This is a genomic window from Pseudomonas sp. Cab53, from assembly GCF_018325965.1.
In the GTDB taxonomy this organism is placed as follows: domain Bacteria; phylum Pseudomonadota; class Gammaproteobacteria; order Pseudomonadales; family Pseudomonadaceae; genus Aquipseudomonas; species Aquipseudomonas chlororaphis_E.
In genome coordinates, this window is the sequence record NZ_AP021902.1 from 4,056,704 (window position 1) to 4,073,480 (window position 16,777).

At 62.7% G+C, this 16,777-nt stretch carries 13 protein-coding genes and 1 pseudogene; 11 read left to right on the forward strand and 3 right to left on the reverse strand.

Annotated elements, in window-relative coordinates:
- The first annotated feature begins 108 nt into the window (after positions 1–108).
- The 3 genes from KI241_RS17630 (at position 109) to KI241_RS17640 (ending at position 3,215) form a co-directional block, all read left to right on the forward strand.
- Complete coding sequence (locus KI241_RS17630) at positions 109–1,122, forward strand: arginine N-succinyltransferase (RefSeq protein WP_212802812.1); 1,014 nt, start codon at positions 109–111, stop codon at positions 1,120–1,122.
- A 46-nt stretch (positions 1,123–1,168) separates the two neighbouring features.
- Positions 1,169–2,203, forward strand: coding sequence for an arginine N-succinyltransferase (gene astA, locus KI241_RS17635; RefSeq protein WP_212802813.1), 1,035 nt, complete (start codon positions 1,169–1,171; stop codon positions 2,201–2,203).
- Positions 2,204–2,345: 142 nt separating this feature from the next.
- Positions 2,346–3,215: an oxaloacetate decarboxylase gene (locus tag KI241_RS17640; protein WP_042729059.1), complete on the forward strand. Its 870-nt coding sequence runs from the start codon at positions 2,346–2,348 to the stop codon at positions 3,213–3,215.
- A 199-nt stretch (positions 3,216–3,414) separates the two neighbouring features.
- Here KI241_RS17640 and KI241_RS17645 read toward each other — a convergent pair whose 3' ends face one another.
- Complete coding sequence (locus KI241_RS17645) at positions 3,415–4,644, reverse strand: acyl-CoA dehydrogenase (protein WP_123579802.1); 1,230 nt, start codon at positions 4,642–4,644, stop codon at positions 3,415–3,417.
- Positions 4,645–4,833: 189 nt separating this feature from the next.
- Here KI241_RS17645 and KI241_RS17650 point away from each other — a divergent pair.
- The 3 genes and pseudogenes from KI241_RS17650 to KI241_RS17660 all read left to right on the forward strand — a co-directional run bounded on the left by KI241_RS17650 (position 4,834) and on the right by KI241_RS17660 (position 7,335).
- A pseudogene (locus KI241_RS17650) lies at positions 4,834–5,762 on the forward strand (LysR family transcriptional regulator).
- A 121-nt stretch (positions 5,763–5,883) separates the two neighbouring features.
- Positions 5,884–6,285, forward strand: a complete 402-nt coding sequence (locus KI241_RS17655; protein ID WP_042729062.1) for a MerR family DNA-binding transcriptional regulator — start codon at positions 5,884–5,886, stop codon at positions 6,283–6,285.
- Positions 6,286–6,435: 150 nt separating this feature from the next.
- Positions 6,436–7,335: a hydroxymethylglutaryl-CoA lyase gene (locus tag KI241_RS17660; protein ID WP_047739174.1), complete on the forward strand. Its 900-nt coding sequence runs from the start codon at positions 6,436–6,438 to the stop codon at positions 7,333–7,335.
- Positions 7,336–8,013: 678 nt separating this feature from the next.
- On the opposite strand, the gene KI241_RS17665 is transcribed toward KI241_RS17660, so the two are convergent.
- Positions 8,014–9,714 (reverse strand): AMP-binding protein, encoded by a 1,701-nt coding sequence (locus tag KI241_RS17665; RefSeq protein ID WP_212802814.1) that lies wholly within the window; start codon positions 9,712–9,714, stop codon positions 8,014–8,016.
- A gap of 234 nt (positions 9,715–9,948) precedes the next feature.
- Between KI241_RS17665 and KI241_RS17670 the strand changes: the two genes are divergently transcribed.
- From KI241_RS17670 to KI241_RS17685, 4 genes are all read left to right on the forward strand, one after another.
- Positions 9,949–11,112 carry an isovaleryl-CoA dehydrogenase gene (locus KI241_RS17670; RefSeq protein ID WP_042729065.1) on the forward strand — a complete coding sequence of 388 codons (1,164 nt, stop codon included), beginning with the start codon at positions 9,949–9,951 and terminating at the stop codon, positions 11,110–11,112.
- Between the two features lie 98 nt (positions 11,113–11,210).
- Positions 11,211–12,815, forward strand: coding sequence for a carboxyl transferase domain-containing protein (locus KI241_RS17675; protein WP_212802815.1), 1,605 nt, complete (start codon positions 11,211–11,213; stop codon positions 12,813–12,815).
- A 12-nt stretch (positions 12,816–12,827) separates the two neighbouring features.
- Positions 12,828–13,646: a gamma-carboxygeranoyl-CoA hydratase gene (locus KI241_RS17680; RefSeq protein WP_042729081.1), complete on the forward strand. Its 819-nt coding sequence runs from the start codon at positions 12,828–12,830 to the stop codon at positions 13,644–13,646.
- A complete protein-coding gene (locus tag KI241_RS17685; RefSeq protein WP_212802816.1) occupies positions 13,643–15,592 on the forward strand; it encodes an acetyl/propionyl/methylcrotonyl-CoA carboxylase subunit alpha in 1,950 nt (649 codons plus the stop codon). Before KI241_RS17680 ends, KI241_RS17685 begins: the two co-directional genes overlap by 4 nt.
- A gap of 29 nt (positions 15,593–15,621) precedes the next feature.
- Here the strand turns inward: KI241_RS17685 and KI241_RS17690 are convergent, their stop codons facing one another.
- Positions 15,622–16,251: a S24 family peptidase gene (locus tag KI241_RS17690; RefSeq protein WP_042729068.1), complete on the reverse strand. Its 630-nt coding sequence runs from the start codon at positions 16,249–16,251 to the stop codon at positions 15,622–15,624.
- Positions 16,252–16,381: 130 nt separating this feature from the next.
- Here KI241_RS17690 and KI241_RS17695 point away from each other — a divergent pair, with 130 nt between their 5' ends.
- Positions 16,382–16,729, forward strand: coding sequence for a DUF3077 domain-containing protein (locus KI241_RS17695; protein ID WP_212802817.1), 348 nt, complete (start codon positions 16,382–16,384; stop codon positions 16,727–16,729).
- The last annotated feature ends 48 nt before the right edge of the window (positions 16,730–16,777 follow it).

Consider the following 16,777-nt stretch of genomic DNA (forward strand, 5'->3'; position numbering starts at 1 on the left):
GGCGGCGGTCGAAGGGTTCGACCGCCGGTGATGACAATGCGTGGACATCGACAGTGATCGTCAAGCCCGGTGCCAGGCACCGGGCCCTCTGGAACAGGAGTGCAATCCATGCTGGCTTTACGTCCAGTGCAACTTAGCGATCTGCCGCAACTGCAGCAGTTGGCCCGGGACAGCCTGGTGGGCGTCACGTCGCTGCCAGACGACACCGAGCGCCTGCGGGAAAAAATCCTCGCCTCGTGCGCCTCGTTGGAGGCCGATGTGCAGAAGGCCGGCGGGGAGAGTTATTTTTTCGTCCTGCAAGACCTCGATGACGGGCGCCTGGTGGGCTGCTCGGAAGTGCTCGCCAGCACCGGTTGCAACGAACCGTTCTACAGTTTGCGCAACCGGCCGTTTTCCAGCGAATCCCGGGAGTTGAACATCCAGCACGGGGTCCCGGCGCTGTCGCTGTGCCAGGACCTCAATGGCCAGACGCTGCTGCGCAGCTTTCACCTCGACGCCGAGCGCATGCGTACACCGGCCTCGGAGCTGTTGTCCCGGGCCCGGCTGATGTTCATCGCCGCCCATCCCCAGCGCTTTGCCGAAGGCGTGATCACCGAAATCGTGGGTTTCAGCGAAGACGGCCAGTCGCCGTTCTGGGACGCCATCGGCCAGCACTTCTTCGACCTGCCCTACGTCGAAGCCGAACGCCTGTGTGGTTTGCAAAGCCGCACCTTCCTCGCCGAGCTGATGCCGCAATACCCGATCTACGTGCCGATGCTGCCGCCCGCGGCCCAGGCGTGTATCGGCCGGGTCCATCCCGACGGCCAGGACGCTTTCGACATCCTGGCGCGCGAGGGCTTCGAAACCAACAACTACGTGGACCTCTTCGACGGCGGACCGACACTGCATGCGCGCATCGCGAACATCCGCTCCATCACCCAGAGCCGGCTCGCCATCGCCAGCCATAGCCCGCAGATCGACGCCAGGGGCCGGTACCTGGTGAGCAACGAAGGGCTCGGCAACTACCGCGCCGTCGTCGCCGAACTGGATGTGAATCCGCAAGGCCCGGTGGCCCTGTCGCCGGACCTGCTGGCCGCCCTGGGCGTCGCGCCAGGCGACCCGATCCGGGTGGTGACCCTATGAACCTCCCGCATCGGCACCGGAACCGACACGACGAAGGAGCAGCATCATGATTGTCCGCCCGGTCGCCCTCACCGACCTGCCTGCGCTGCTGGACCTGGCCCGTTGCGCGGGCCCCGGCTTCACCAGCCTGCCGGCCAACGAAGAGCGCCTGGCCCATCGCGTGCGCTGGGCCCAGCGAACCTTTGCCGGGCAAGTGGAACGCGCCGACGCCGATTACCTGTTCGTGCTCGAAGACGATGACCGCCAGGTGGTGGGCATCAGCGCCCTGACCGGCGCGGTGGGACTGCGCGAGCCCTGGTACAACTACCGGGTCGGGGTGACTGTCGGTTCGGCACCGGAACTGGGCATCCAGCGACAGATCCCGACGTTGTTCCTGAACAACGAGATGACCGGGCAATCGGAAATCTGCTCGTTGTTCCTGCACCCCGAACAACGTCATGGCCACAATGGGCGCCTGTTGTCCCTGGCACGGTTGCTGTTCGTGGCCGAGTTTTCCCAGCTGTTCGGGGAAAAACTGATCGCCGAGCTGCGTGGCCATGCCGACGAACAGGGCTGCTCGCCGTTCTGGGACAGTCTGGGACGGCACTTTTTCCGCAGGGACTTCAGCTACGCCGACCAGTTATCCGGCATGGGCAACAAATCGTTCATCGCCGAGCTGATGCCACGCCAACCGCTGTACACCTGCCTGCTCACCGAACAGGCCCAGGCGGTGATCGGCAAGGCCCATCCAAACAGCGAGCCGGCCATGCGGATTCTCAATGCCGAAGGCTTCAGCCATAAGGGCTACATCGACATTTTCGACGCGGGCCCCGTGATCGAAGCGCCGGTGGCGAAGATCCGCACCGTGCGCGACAGCCAGTCGCTGACCCTGGCCGTGGGCGCACCGGACGAACAGTCGCCGGTGTGGCTGATCCATAACCGACGCCTGGAAAACTGCCGCGTCACCAGCGCCCGGGCCCACCAGCACGGCCACAGCCTGCTCGTCGACCGCCTCACCGCCAAACGCCTGCAAGTGCAACCTGGCGACACCGTGCGCGCCGTGGCGCTCCTGAAGCAGGGGCAGCAGGCGGTGGCGGCGTAGCCTCGCCGCCTACTCGACAATGCACCGCAGGCATGGCCCATGCGCATTCGTCATCATCTTTATACCTGCCACGTGATAGCCTTTGATTCTTTCGGCGTTGACACTTTTGCTCAAGCCGTTCCATTCCAATGGTGGAACTCACATGTCCAGGCTTTCCCATCAAGATTTACGCCGCAACTTTCGTCAACTGCTGGCTTCCCAGACCTGCTACCACACCGCGTCGGTGTTTGATCCGATGTCGGCTCGGATCGCCGCCGACCTGGGCTTTGAAGTAGGGATCCTGGGCGGCTCGGTCGCGTCGTTGCAAGTGTTGGGCGCGCCGGACTTTGCCTTGATCACCCTCAGCGAGTTCGCCGAACAGGCCACCCGTATCGGTCGCGTGGCGCAACTGCCGGTAATCGCCGACGCCGACCATGGCTATGGCAACGCCTTGAACGTGATGCGCACCATCATCGAGCTGGAGCGCGCCGGCGTGGCGGCGCTGACCATCGAGGACACCTTGCTGCCGGCCCAGTTTGGCCGCAAGTCCACCGACCTGATCAGCGTGGCCGAAGGCGTCGGCAAGATTCGCGCGGCGCTGGAAGCCCGGGTCGACCCGGAAATGGCGATCATTGCCCGGACCAATGCCGGGATCCTGCCGGTCCAGGAAATCATCAGCCGGACCCAGCAATACGAACGAGCCGGGGCGGATGGGATCTGCATGGTGGGCGTGCAGGACTTCGAGCACCTGGAAAAGATCAGCGAAAACCTGACCGTGCCGTTGATGCTCGTCACCTACGGCAACCCGCTGCTGCGCGACGACAAGCGCCTGGCCGAACTGGGCGTGCGCGTCACCATCGACGGCCACGGCGCCTACTTCGCCGCGATCAAGGCCACCTACGACAGCCTGCGCGAACAACGCCAGATCTTCACCCAGGCCTCGGACCTCAGCGCCACTGAACTGACCCACACCTACACCCAGCCCGAGGAATACATCCGCTGGGCCGAAGAGTACATGAGCGTCAAGGAGTAGTCGTGAAGCCGCCATCGCGAGCAAGCTCGCTCCCACAGGGGATCTGGGTGGCCGCGATATCGGTGACCGCCATATTCCTCTGTGGGAGCGGGCTTGCTCGCGAAGGCGGTGGGTCAGCTTGCATCTCTTTTGAAGGTGCCGCCCTCTTCGCGGGCAAGCCCGCTTCCACAGGGGGCTTATGGCGGATGCAAGATGGCCTTCAGCGCCCGCTGCGCAACATCTCCTTGGGCACGTACTTGCCGATTTCGAACTTGCCGATAGCTGCCCGGTGCACTTCATCCGGCCCGTCGGCCAGGCGCAGGGTGCGCTGCATGGCGTACATGTAGGCCAGCGGGAAGTCGTTGGAAACCCCGGCGCCCCCGTGGATCTGGATCGCCCGGTCGATGACCTTCAACGCCACGTTCGGCGCGACCACCTTGATCTGGGCGATTTCACTCTTCGCCACTTTGTTACCCACCGTGTCCATCATGTACGCCGCCTTCAAGGTCAACAGGCGCGCCATGTCGATCTCCATGCGCGAGTCGGCGATCTTGTCGACGTTACCGCCCAGGCGCGCCAACGGCTGGCCGAACGCAGTGCGGCTGACGGCGCGCTTGCACATCAATTCCAACGCGCGCTCGGCCATGCCGATGGAACGCATGCAGTGGTGGATCCGGCCTGGACCGAGACGACCCTGGGCGATCTCGAAGCCGCGTCCTTCACCCAACAGGACGTTTTCGTATGGCACCCGCACGTTGTCGAACAGCACTTCGGCATGGCCGTGTGGCGCATCGTCGTAGCCAAACACCGGCAGCGGCCGGACGATTTTCACCCCGGGGGTGTCCACCGGCACCAGGATCATCGAGTGCTGGGCGTGGCGCGGCGCATCGGGGTTGCTCAGGCCCATGAAGACCAGGATCTTGCAACGCGGATCACAAGCCCCCGACGTCCACCATTTCTTGCCGTTGATCACCCATTGGTCGCCGTCGCGCTCGGCGCGGGCGGCCATGTTGGTGGCGTCCGACGAGGCCACATCCGGTTCGGTCATGGCAAAGGCCGAACGGATCTCGCCGCGTAGCAGCGGTGCGAGCCAGCGTTGTTTCTGCTCCTCGTTGGCGTAGCGCACCAGCACTTCCATGTTGCCGGTGTCCGGCGCCGAGCAGTTGAAAGGCTCCGGCCCCAGCAGCGAGCGGCCCATGATTTCCGCCAGCGGCGCATATTCCAGGTTGGTCAGGCCGGCACCCAGCTCGGACTCAGGCAGAAACAAATTCCACAGGCCTTCGGCCTTGGCCTTGGCCTTGAGCTCTTCCATGATCGCCGTGGGCTGCCAGCGGTCGCCTTCGGCCACTTGCCGCTCGAACACCGCTTCAGCCGGATAGACATAGGCATCCATGAACGCCGTGACGCGTTCACGCAATTCCTGAACCTTGGGGGTATAGGCAAAATCCATGGACAGCACCTTCTTGGCAGAGGTTGATTTCAGGTCATGGAATCGATGCTAGTTCAGCTACGAAAATTTACCTAACCTATTCTCGGCGTGTATTAACATTCATCACCGATATATGTTTCACTGATTCGCATCGTTACCTGGCACCCACAACAAGTCCAAGAACCCGCCCGAATACAAGAGTGCAGCGCCATGAATCTGAGCAAGGTCGACCTGAACCTTTTCATCGTCTTCGACGCGATCTACACCGAAGCCAACCTGACCCGCGCCGGCCAGATCGTCGGCATCACTCAGCCCGCCGTGTCCAATGCCCTGGCGCGTTTGCGCGAAACCTTCAACGATCCGCTGTTCGTGCGCACCGCCCAGGGCATGGTGCCCACGCCCATGGCCCAGAACATCATCGGCCCGGTGCGCAACGCGTTGTCGCTGCTGCGGGTGTCGGTGCAGGAAAGCCGCATCTTCAACCCTTGCAGGCCGTCAAGACGTACCGCATCAGCATGACCGACCTCACCGAAGGCGTGATCCTGCCGCCGCTGTTCCAGCGCCTGCGCCGCCTGGCGCCGACCGTGGCCATCGAGAGTTTCCTGTCCAAGCGCCGTGAGACCACCAAGGAACTGGCGGCCGGTCGCCTCGACTTCGCCGTCGATGCACCGCTCAACACCGACCCGCAGGTGCGCCACGTCAAGCTCATGGAAGACCGCTACGTGTGCGCCATGCGCAAGGGGCACCCACTGGCGGGCAAGGAAAAGATCAACCTCGACGATTACCTGGCCCAGACCCACGTGCACATTTCCAGCCGGCGCAATGGCCTGGGCTATGTCGACCTGGCCTTGGGCAAGATGGGCATCCAGCGCAAGATCGCCCTGCGCTCCCAGCATTACCTGATGGCGTCCCAGGTGTTGCAGCAGACCGACATGGTCATGACCGTGCCCGAACGCTTCGCCCGCCGCCACGACCTGCACGCCTTCCAATTGCCGGTCAACGATGTGCCGCCAGTGGAAACCCATCTCTATTGGCATGAAAGCACCGACCAGGACCCGGCCAACCGCTGGATGCGCGAGCAGATGATCGAGCTGTGCCAGCAAGTGACGGCCCATGAGAAGAAGCTCGACAAGGTTTAGGCGACCAACATTGTGGGAGCAAGCTTGCTCCCACAGGTTTTGTGTACAGAACCTCCTTGCTTGACGCGAACGTCAACCTGCCTTTAGCTTAGCGCCAGCCCCCTTCGTTTCGAGCGCTTCCATGAGCAGCCAGACCTACAGCATCTCCGACCTCGCCCGTGAGCTGGACATCACCACCCGCGCCATCCGCTTCTATGAAGAGCAAGGCCTGTTGAGCCCGGAGCGTCGCGGCCAGGAACGCATCTATTCGCCGCGGGACAAAGTCAGCCTGAAGCTGATCCTGCGGGGCAAGCGCATCGGCTTCTCTCTGGCCGAGTGCCGCGAGCTGATCGAGCTCTACGACCCCACCAGCGGCAACCGGAAACAACTGCACAGCATGCTGGCGAAAATCGCCGAGCGCCGGGAGCAGCTCGAACAGCAATTGCTGGACATCGAACAGATGAAACTGGAACTCGACACTGCCGAAGAACGCTGCATCCAGGCGCTGGAGCAGACGATCGAGGGTGAGAAAACCGTCCAGTAACACTTTCCCCTGTGGGAGCGGGCTTGCTCGCGATGACGGCACATTCAACATCGATGCAAGCTGATCCAGCGCTATCGCGGGCAAGCTCGCTCCCACAATGGGTTCATCATTGCGCTCAACATATTGGCAACTCACTACAGGTCAACCTCTATGTCCCTCCCCTCCTTTGTACGCTTGATCGAAGTCGGCCCCCGCGATGGCCTGCAGAACGAGGCACACCCCATCAGCGTCGCCGACAAGGTGAACCTCGTGGATGCCTTGAGCGCCGCCGGCCTGGGCTACATCGAGGTCGGCAGTTTCGTTTCGCCCAAATGGGTGCCGCAAATGGCCGGCTCCGCCGAGGTCTTTGCGCAGATCCAGCGCAAGCCCGGTGTTACCTATGGCGCCCTGGCGCCAAACCTGCGGGGCTTTGAAGACGCGCTGGCGGCTGGCGTGAAGGAAGTGGCGGTATTTGCCGCCGCGTCCGAAGCATTCTCCCAGCGCAACATCAATTGCTCCATCAAGGAAAGCCTGGAGCGCTTCGCGCCGATCATGGCGGCTGCCCGGCAGCACGGTGTCAGCGTGCGTGGCTATGTGTCCTGCGTGCTGGGCTGCCCGTATGAAGGCACGGTCAAGCCCGAGCAAGTCGCGTGGGTCGCGCGTGAGCTGTACGCGATGGGCTGCTATGAAGTGTCCCTGGGCGACACCATCGGCACGGGCACCGCCGGCGCCACCCGCAGGATGTTCGAGGTGGTCGGCGCGCAAGTGCCGCGGGACAAGCTCGCCGGGCATTTCCATGACACTTACGGCCAGGCCATGGCCAACGTGTACGCCAGCCTGCTGGAAGGGATCGCGGTGTTCGACAGCTCCATCGCCGGATTGGGGGGCTGCCCCTACGCCAAGGGCGCCAGCGGTAACGTCGCCACCGAGGACGTGCTCTACCTGCTCAACGGCCTGGGCATCGAGACCGGTGTCGACCTGGAGGCATTGATTGCCGCGGGCCGGCAGATCTGTGACGTGCTGGGCCGTCCCACCGGTTCACGCGTCGCCAAGGCACGCAGCGCACAGTGAGGTGTTACCGCTGGGCTTTGTAACGGCGGCGAAACGAGTAACACGGAAACAATTTGTCAGGTTTGGCCCGCCAGATTTTTTTGATAAAAAATTCAACTCATTGATTTATATAGAGTTTTAAAAGTTGGCACGGCACCTGCTATATCTCTGGTACAACAAGAATAAAAAAACGCAGCAAACCCAATAAAAACAAGACGAAACGACTCTGACATAACAAAAACAACACGGCAGAGACGCAGCTAACAGATTTTTTTGGAGAAGATGTGCTTTTCAGGGTGCTTCCAGGAGCAACCCGCAACCGGGCAGAGAACAATAAAACTACCTTCAGGTAGCGCCCGAATCGGTTGGATCGCAAAGCGAAAAGGCAGATCAGCGCTCAAAAAAATACGTTTGCTCTTGATCCCGGATGGGGATCGCCAAAAACAGCGGTAAAGGGCCACGGCTGCCAAAAACAACAACAGGCCGCCCCTCAATAATAAAAAAGAGCACGCGACGACAAAATTAAAGGGGAGCTTCGGCTCCCCTTTGTGCTGTCTGGCGTTTGGTTTCCGGGGATCGGCTGGTGGGAGCGAGCTTGCTCGCGAAGGCGTAATCTCAGTCAGCATTGATGTTGACTGACCCACCGTTATCGCGAGCAAGCTCGCTCCCACAGGGCTCACTGCCCATTGGCTTGCTTGTTCAGTCCTCGTCCCTATCGCACAGCTCTTGGATGCTGATTTCGCGCATGCGGAATTTCTGCACCTTGCCCGTGACCGTCATCGGAAACGCATCGACGAACTTGAAGTGACGCGGCGTCTTGAAGTGGGCAATGCGCTCTTTGCACCAGGCGTGCAGCTCCTGTGCGGTGGTGCTGTGGCCGGGGTGGCACTTGATCCAGGCGACGATTTCTTCGCCGTAGCGGGAACACGGGATGCCGATCACCTGCACGTCCGCCACCGCCGGATGGGTGAAGAAGAACTCTTCCAGCTCACGCGGGTAAACGTTCTCGCCGCCACGGATGATCATGTCCTTGTTACGCCCGACGATGCAGACGTAGCCCTGCTCGTCCATGGTCGCCAGGTCGCCGGTGTGCATCCAATGCGCCTGGTCGATCGCTTCGGCGGTGCCCTTGGGGTTGTTCCAGTAGCCGAGCATCACGCTGTAGCCGCGGGTGCACAGCTCGCCAATGGTGCCTCGGGGCACGATTTCACCGGCTTCGTCGATGATCTTGCTTTCCAGGTGCGGCTGAGTGCGGCCGACGGTGGTCACGCGCACTTCCAGTTCATCCGAAGGGCCGGTCTGCAATGACACCGGGCTGGTTTCGGTCATGCCGTAGGCAATCTGCACCTCGCGCATGTGCAGCTCACCGATGACCCGCCGCATCACTTCGATCGGGCACGTGGCCCCGGCCATGATGCCCGTGCGCAGGCTGGACAAATCAAACTCGCCTCGCTGCGGCTGATCCAGCAGGGCAATGAACATGGTCGGCACGCCATACAGCGCCGTGGCCTGTTCCTCGGCCACGATGGTCAGGGTCAGCAAGGGATCGAACGCATCGTTCGGGTAGATCATGGTGCTGCCGTGGGTCATGCAGCCCAGGTTGCCCATGACCATGCCAAAGCAATGATAGAGCGGCACCGGTATCACCAAGCGGTCGGCAGCGGTCAGGCCCAGGCTTTCGCCGACCATGTAGCCGTTGTTGAGAATGTTGTGATGGCTGAGGGTCGCACCCTTGGGAAAGCCGGTGGTGCCGGAGGTGTACTGGATGTTCACCGGCTGGTCGAAATGCAGGCTGGCCTCGCGCTCGGCCAACTGCCCGGCGGTCACCGCGGCGCCCAAGGCAGCCAACTGCGACCAGGGCAGGAAACCCGAAGGCGGCTGTGGATCGAGACTGATAACACCCCGCAGATCCGGCAGGCGCTCGCTGTGCAACTGGCCGATCGGCTGTTCCGCCAGTTCCGGCGCGAGTGCCTGCAACATGGCGTGGTAGTCCGACGTCTTGAATGACCCGGCACACACCAGCCACTGGCAACCGGACTGCTTGAGCACGTATTCCAGTTCGGACACCCGATAGGCCGGGTTGATGTTGACCAGGATCACACCGATCTTCGCGCTGGCGAACTGGCTGATGCACCACTGGGCACAGTTGGGTGCCCACACGCCGAGGCGGTCGCCGCTTTTCAAGCCCAGCGCCAACAAGGCCCGGGCGTGCACATCGACGGCTTCAGCGAGCTGTTGCCAGGTGTAGCGCAACGATTGATGACGCACCACCAGCGCCTCGCCCTCGGGATAGCGGGCCACGGTGTGGTCGAACGCCTGGCCGATGGTTTGCACCAGCAAAGCCTTGGCCTCGGAACCGCGGGTGTAGCTCAGTGGCGACTGCAAACCGGGTTGATCCATGACGCGCCCTCTTGTCTTTATTGGTGGGGGTATCGGTGAACCGTGTGCACACAGGCTTTTGTGGCGAGAGAGCAAGCACCCTCGCCACAAAGAGCTGTAAAGCGCACTTACTCTGGACCAAGTTGACGTTAACGTAAAGGTGATTGACAGGCATTTATAGCAGGCTTACGTTAACGTCAAGGTGAGAGCGAGCCCTTCCCTCTCCGCACCCGACAAAAAAGCCAAAGGTGTCCCATGAGCTACCCATCCCTGAACTTTGCCCTCGGCGAAACCATCGACATGCTGCGCGAACAGGTGCAAGCCTTCGTTGCCAAGGAAATCGCCCCCCGGGCAGCTCAGATCGATCTCGACAACCTGTTTCCCGCCGACCTGTGGCGCAAGTTCGGTGACATGGGCCTGCTGGGCATTACCGTGCCGGAAGAATATGGCGGCGCCGGCCTGGGTTACCTGGCCCACGTGGTGGCCATGGAAGAAATCAGCCGCGGCTCGGCGTCGGTGGCCCTGTCCTATGGCGCCCACTCCAACCTGTGCGTGAACCAGATCAACCGCAACGGCACCCACGAGCAGAAAGCCAAGTACCTGCCCAGGCTCATCAGCGGCGAACACATCGGCGCGCTCGCCATGAGCGAACCCAACGCTGGCTCCGACGTGGTCTCGATGAAACTGCGGGCCGACAAGCGTGGCGACCATTACGTCCTCAACGGCAGCAAGACCTGGATCACCAACGGCCCCGACGCCAACACCTACGTGATCTACGCCAAGACCGACCTGGAAAAGGGCCCCCACGGCATCACCGCATTCATCGTCGAGCGCGACTGGAAAGGCTTCAGCCGCAGCAACAAATTCGACAAGCTCGGCATGCGCGGCTCCAACACCTGCGAGCTGTTCTTCGATGACGTGCAAGTGCCGGAAGAAAACATCTTGGGCGTGCTCAACGGCGGCGTGAAAGTGCTGATGAGCGGGCTCGACTACGAGCGCGTGGTCCTGTCCGGCGGCCCGACCGGGATCATGCAGGCCTGCATGGACCTGATCGTGCCCTACATCCACGACCGCAAGCAGTTCGGCCAGAGCATCGGCGAATTCCAGCTGATCCAGGGCAAGGTCGCCGACATGTACACCCAGCTCAATGCCAGCCGCGCCTACCTCTATGCGGTGGCCCAGGCCTGCGAGCGCGGTGAAACCACCCGCAAGGACGCCGCCGGGGTGATCCTCTACAGCGCCGAACGCGCCACGCAAATGGCCCTCGATGCGATCCAGATTCTCGGTGGCAACGGCTACATCAATGAATTCCCGGCCGGTCGCCTGTTGCGCGACGCCAAGCTGTACGAAATCGGCGCTGGCACCAGTGAGATTCGCCGCATGCTGATCGGCCGCGAACTGTTCAACGAAACAAAATGATTTTCGTCAGCTACAAGGCACAAGCTTCAGGCGGCAAGCGAACTGCGCGCCTGCTTGCAGCTTGTGGCTTGAAGCTTAGAGCTGCTACGGAGTAGCCCATGATTCTGCACACCCAGCTCAACCCACGTTCGCCGGAGTTCGTCGCCAACCGCGACGCGATGCTCGAACAGGTCGAGGCCCTGCGCACCCTGCTCGCCCAAGTCCAGCAAGGTGGCGGTGCCAAGGCTCAAGAGCGGCACTCATCCCGGGGCAAATTGCTGCCACGCGAGCGCATCAACCGGTTGCTCGACCCCGGTTCGCCGTTCCTGGAAATCAGCCCCCTCGCCGCTCACGACGTGTACGGCGAGGACGTTCCCGCCGCCGGCGTGATTGCCGGGATCGGCCGCGTGGAAGGCGTCGAATGCATGATTGTCGCCAACGATGCGACCGTCAAAGGCGGTTCCTACTACCCGCTGACGGTGAAGAAACACCTGCGTGCCCAGGCCATCGCCCAGCAGAATCGCCTGCCCTGCATCTACCTGGTGGACTCCGGCGGTGCCAACCTGCCGCGCCAGGATGAAGTGTTCCCGGACCGCGAGCACTTTGGCCGGATCTTCTTCAACCAGGCCAACATGAGCGCCCAGGGGATCCCGCAATTGGCCGTGGTCATGGGCTCCTGCACGGCCGGCGGCGCCTATGTGCCGGCCATGGCGGACGAGGCAATCATGGTGCGCCAGCAGGCCACCATTTTTCTCGCCGGCCCGCCACTGGTGAAGGCCGCCACCGGTGAAGTGGTCAGCGCCGAAGACCTGGGCGGTGCCGACGTGCATTGCAAGATCTCTGGCGTGGCCGACCATTACGCCGATAACGACGAACATGCCCTGGCCTTGGCCCGCCGCAGCGTGGCCAACCTGAACTGGCGCAAACTCGGCGACGTGCAGCGGCGCCAGCCCATCGCCCCGCTGTATGCGGCGCACGAGCTATATGGCGTGGTGTCGGCAGACCCCAAGCAGCCTTTCGATGTCCGGGAAGTGATCGCGCGCCTGGTGGACGGTTCGGTGTTCGATGAGTTCAAGGCGCTGTTCGGCACCACGCTGGTCTGCGGGTTTGCCCACTTGCACGGCTATCCGGTGGCCATCCTGGCGAACAACGGGATCCTGTTCGCCGAGGCTGCGCAGAAAGGCGCGCACTTCATCGAACTGGCCTGCCAGCGCGGCATTCCCCTGTTGTTCCTGCAGAACATCACCGGTTTCATGGTCGGCCAGAAATACGAAGCCGGCGGCATTGCCAAGCACGGCGCGAAACTGGTTACGGCCGTCGCCTGCGCCCAGGTGCCGAAGTTCACCGTGATCATCGGCGGCAGCTTCGGCGCGGGCAACTACGGCATGTGCGGCCGCGCGTACGACCCGCGGTTCCTGTGGATGTGGCCGAATGCGCGGATCGGGGTGATGGGTGCCGAACAGGCGGCCGGCGTGCTGGTGCAGGTCAAGCGCGAACAGGCCGAGCGCAGTGGCCACCCGTTCGGCACCGAACAGGAAGCCGAGATCAAGCAACCGATCCTCGACCAGTACGAAGAACAGGGCCACCCCTACTATTCCAGCGCACGGCTGTGGGATGACGGTGTCATCGACCCGGCCCAGACCCGCGACGTACTGGGGCTGGCCTTATCGGCCTCACTCAACGCGCCCATTGAATCGAGCCGCTTCGGCGTGTTCCGGATGTAACGGGGAATGCCCATGGATAACTTCAACACCCTCGAATTGATCACTGACCCACGCGGTTTCGCCACCTTGTGGCTCAGTCGTGAGTCGAAGAACAACGCGTTCAATGCCCAGATGATCCGTGAACTGATCCTCGCCCTGGATCAGGTCGGCAGCGATCCGAACCTGCGCTTCCTGCTGATCCGTGGCCGCGGCAAGCATTTCAGCGCCGGCGCCGACCTGGCCTGGATGCAGCAATCGGCCGAGCTCGACTACCACACCAACCTCGACGACGCCCGGGAACTGGCGGAGCTGATGTACAACCTCGCCAAGCTGAAGATCCCCACGCTGGCCGTCGTGCAGGGCGCCGCCTTTGGCGGTGCGCTGGGCCTGATCAGCGCCTGCGACATGGCCATTGGTGCCGACGAGGCGCAGTTCTGCCTGTCGGAAGTGCGCATTGGCCTGGCGCCGGCGGTCATCAGCCCGTTCGTCGTCCAGGCCATCGGCGAACGGGCCGCCCGGCGCTACGCGTTGACCGCGGAACGTTTCGGCGGACAGCGTGCGAGGGAGATCGGTTTGCTGTCGGAAAGTTACCCGGCCGAGGCGTTGGATCATCACCTCGAACAATGGATCGACAACCTGCTGCTCAACAGCCCGGCGGCCATGCGCGCCAGCAAGGACTTGCTGCGTGAGGTCGGCCACGGTGCCCTGACCCCGGCGCTGCGACGCTACACCGAAAACGCCATCGCCCGTATCCGTGTCAGCCCCGAGGGCCAGGAGGGCCTGCGCGCCTTTCTGCAAAAGCGCGCGCCCAACTGGCAAGCCGAGTCGAATAACAAGGAGCCGCGTCGATGAGCGCACCCGCCCTCACCACATTGTTGGTGGCCAACCGTGGCGAAATCGCCTGCCGTGTGATGCGCACCGCCAAGGCCATGGGCCTGACCACCGTGGCCGTGCACAGCGCCACCGATCGCGATGCCCGTCATAGCCGCGAAGCCGACATCCGTGTCGACCTGGGCGGCAGCAAGGCCGCCGACAGTTACTTGCAGATCGATAAACTGATCGCCGCGGCCCAGGCCAGTGGTGCCCAGGCGATCCACCCCGGCTATGGCTTCCTGTCCGAAAACGCCGGGTTCGCCCGGGCGATCGAAAACGCCGGGCTGATCTTCCTCGGCCCACCGGCCTCGGCCATCGATGCCATGGGCAGCAAGTCCGCGGCCAAAGCCCTGATGGAAACCGCCGGCGTGCCCTTGGTGCCGGGTTACCATGGCGAGGCCCAGGATCTGGAAACCTTCCGCGACGCCGCCGAACGCATCGGCTATCCGGTGCTGCTCAAGGCCACGGCCGGTGGTGGCGGCAAGGGCATGAAGGTCGTCGAGGACGTCAGCCAGTTGGCCGAAGCCCTGGCCTCGGCCCAGCGAGAGGCGCAATCTTCGTTTGGCGACTCGCGGATGCTGGTGGAAAAGTACCTGCTCAAGCCACGCCATGTGGAAATCCAGGTCTTTGCCGACCGCCACGGCCATTGCCTGTACCTCAATGAACGCGACTGCTCGATCCAGCGTCGCCATCAGAAAGTGGTGGAAGAAGCCCCCGCCCCTGGCCTGACCCCGACCTTGCGCCGGGCGATGGGTGAAGCGGCCGTGCGCGCGGCCCAGGCGATCGGCTACGTCGGCGCCGGCACGGTGGAGTTCCTGCTGGATTCGCGGGGCGAGTTTTTCTTCATGGAAATGAACACCCGGTTGCAAGTCGAGCATCCGGTCACCGAAGCGATCACCGGGTTGGACCTGGTGGCCTGGCAGATCCGCGTCGCCCAAGGCGAGCCGTTGCCGATCACCCAGGACCAGGTGCCGCTGCTGGGCCACGCCATCGAAGTGCGCCTGTACGCCGAAGACCCGGCCAACGATTTTCTCCCGGCCACCGGGCGCCTGGCGTTGTATCGCGAATCGGCCGACGGGCCGGGTCGGCGGGTCGACAGCGGCGTGGTGCAAGGCGATGAGATCTCGCCGTTCTACGACCCGATGCTCGGCAAGCTGATCGCCTGGGGCGAAGATCGCGAGCAGGCGCGATTGCGGCTGTTGAGCATGCTCGACGAGTTCGCCATCGGCGGGCTGAAGACCAACATCGGCTTTCTGCGCCGCATCGTGGCCCACCCGGCCTTCGCGGCAGCCGAACTGGACACCGGATTTATCCCACGCTACCAGACGCAATTGCTGCCAGAACCCGGCGAACTGGATGACGACTTCTGGTTCGCAGCGGCCCAGGCATTTGCCCTGGGCCTGGCACCGCAGGTGCGTGGCGACGACGTGCATTCGCCTTGGGCCCACACCAGCGGTTTGCGCCTGGGATTGCCAGGGGAAACCAGCCTGCACTTGAGCTGCGAAGGACAAGACCGTGCGATCACGCTGGTCCCTAACATCCCAGGCGTCGAACTCGTCGACGAGCGATTGACCCTCGAGCACAACGGCCTGCGTCGCAGCCACCGTGCCATTCGCCAGGGCGACAGCGTGTATCTGCAATGGCAAGGCGACCTGCATCGGATCGACCGGTACGACCCACTGGCCGCCGCCGAAGCCAGCCACAGCCATCAAGGGGGCCTGACGGCGCCCATGAACGGCAGCATCGTGCGGGTGTTGGTGAGCGTGGGCCAGACGGTTGAGGCCGGGGCCCAGTTGGTGGTGCTCGAAGCGATGAAGATGGAGCACAGCATTCGTGCACCCCAGGCCGGCGTGATCAAAGCGCTGTATTGCCAGGAAGGCGAAATGGTCAGCGAAGGCAGCGCGCTGGTGGCGTTCGAAGAGTAGTCATCGGCCCGCTTGCAGGGCCGATGCGCTCAGAAACGGATGGTGGCCTGCACCACCACGCCGATCATGCGGCATTGCTCGGTGTACAGGCTTTTCGGGTAAGTCGGATTGAGCGGGACCAGGTAACGCTGGCCGCTCTCCTCGATCAGCTTGCGAAAGGTCGCGTCGCTGCTGCCAGGCAAGTAGGCCACCACCAGCTTGCCGGGCACCGCTTCGATCGCCGGATCCACCAGGATCGACATGCCCTCGGGAATGCTCAGGCCGCTCGGGGCGGTCATGGCATCGCCCATCACCACCAGCCAGAACGCTTCGCCCTGGGCGTGGTAATCCGTCAGCTCATAGCGGACCTCGCCCTCGCGCACATGGCCGACCTGGTGCCACTCACTGACCGGGTAGCGGAAGTACGGGTTGTACTTCTGCGCCAGCGCCAGCCCCTCCTCCGTGGAGGTGTCCGGCTCGCGAATCACCATCGCCACTTCGAGGAATTCCAGCCCCAGCTCCTGCAGGACCCGATTCATGTCGTCGACACTGGGTTGCCGGCGCTTGGTCAGCCAATGGCCAACGCCGCCCTGGGACATTCCCAACCGTTCTGCCAGCACCACTTGCGTGATGTGCAGCTCCTTCATCTTGGCCTTGACCAACTCTATCCATTTATCCATGTGCGGCACGATACGTGGCTGGCTCCGACCATCAAAACACAAAATGTAGTATTTAAATTATCGTCACAATTACGATGGGTACTATTCTGGATTCAGGATTTTCAGCCCCCACACGGAGAACCACGAGACCATGGACACTTCCAACAAGGAACAGCCCAACACCCCGTACGACAGCTCATTCACGTCATTGCAGGACTGCCCGGCGGCGCAACGCGCGCTCGATTACTACTTGAAACCGGGTGTGTCGAATGCCCCGGCGGAACATCGCTTCTTCGACGTCAACCACAACATCGGCGCGGAGGAAGCCCTGGTCCATGCGTGCGACCTGCTGCGCTGCGCGGCGGCCACGGCCCACGAATCCGCCAACCGATTGGACGGTTCCAGCCGCGACCTGGCCTTCTCGGTAGTGCACATGATTGATCTGGTCAAGGTGATGCTCGACCGATCCCTGGATGGCTACCCGACTCGTCAGGCGTAGCAAGGGAAGGTTGGCGCGGAACGCGGGCAACAGGAAAATTTTTCCAAT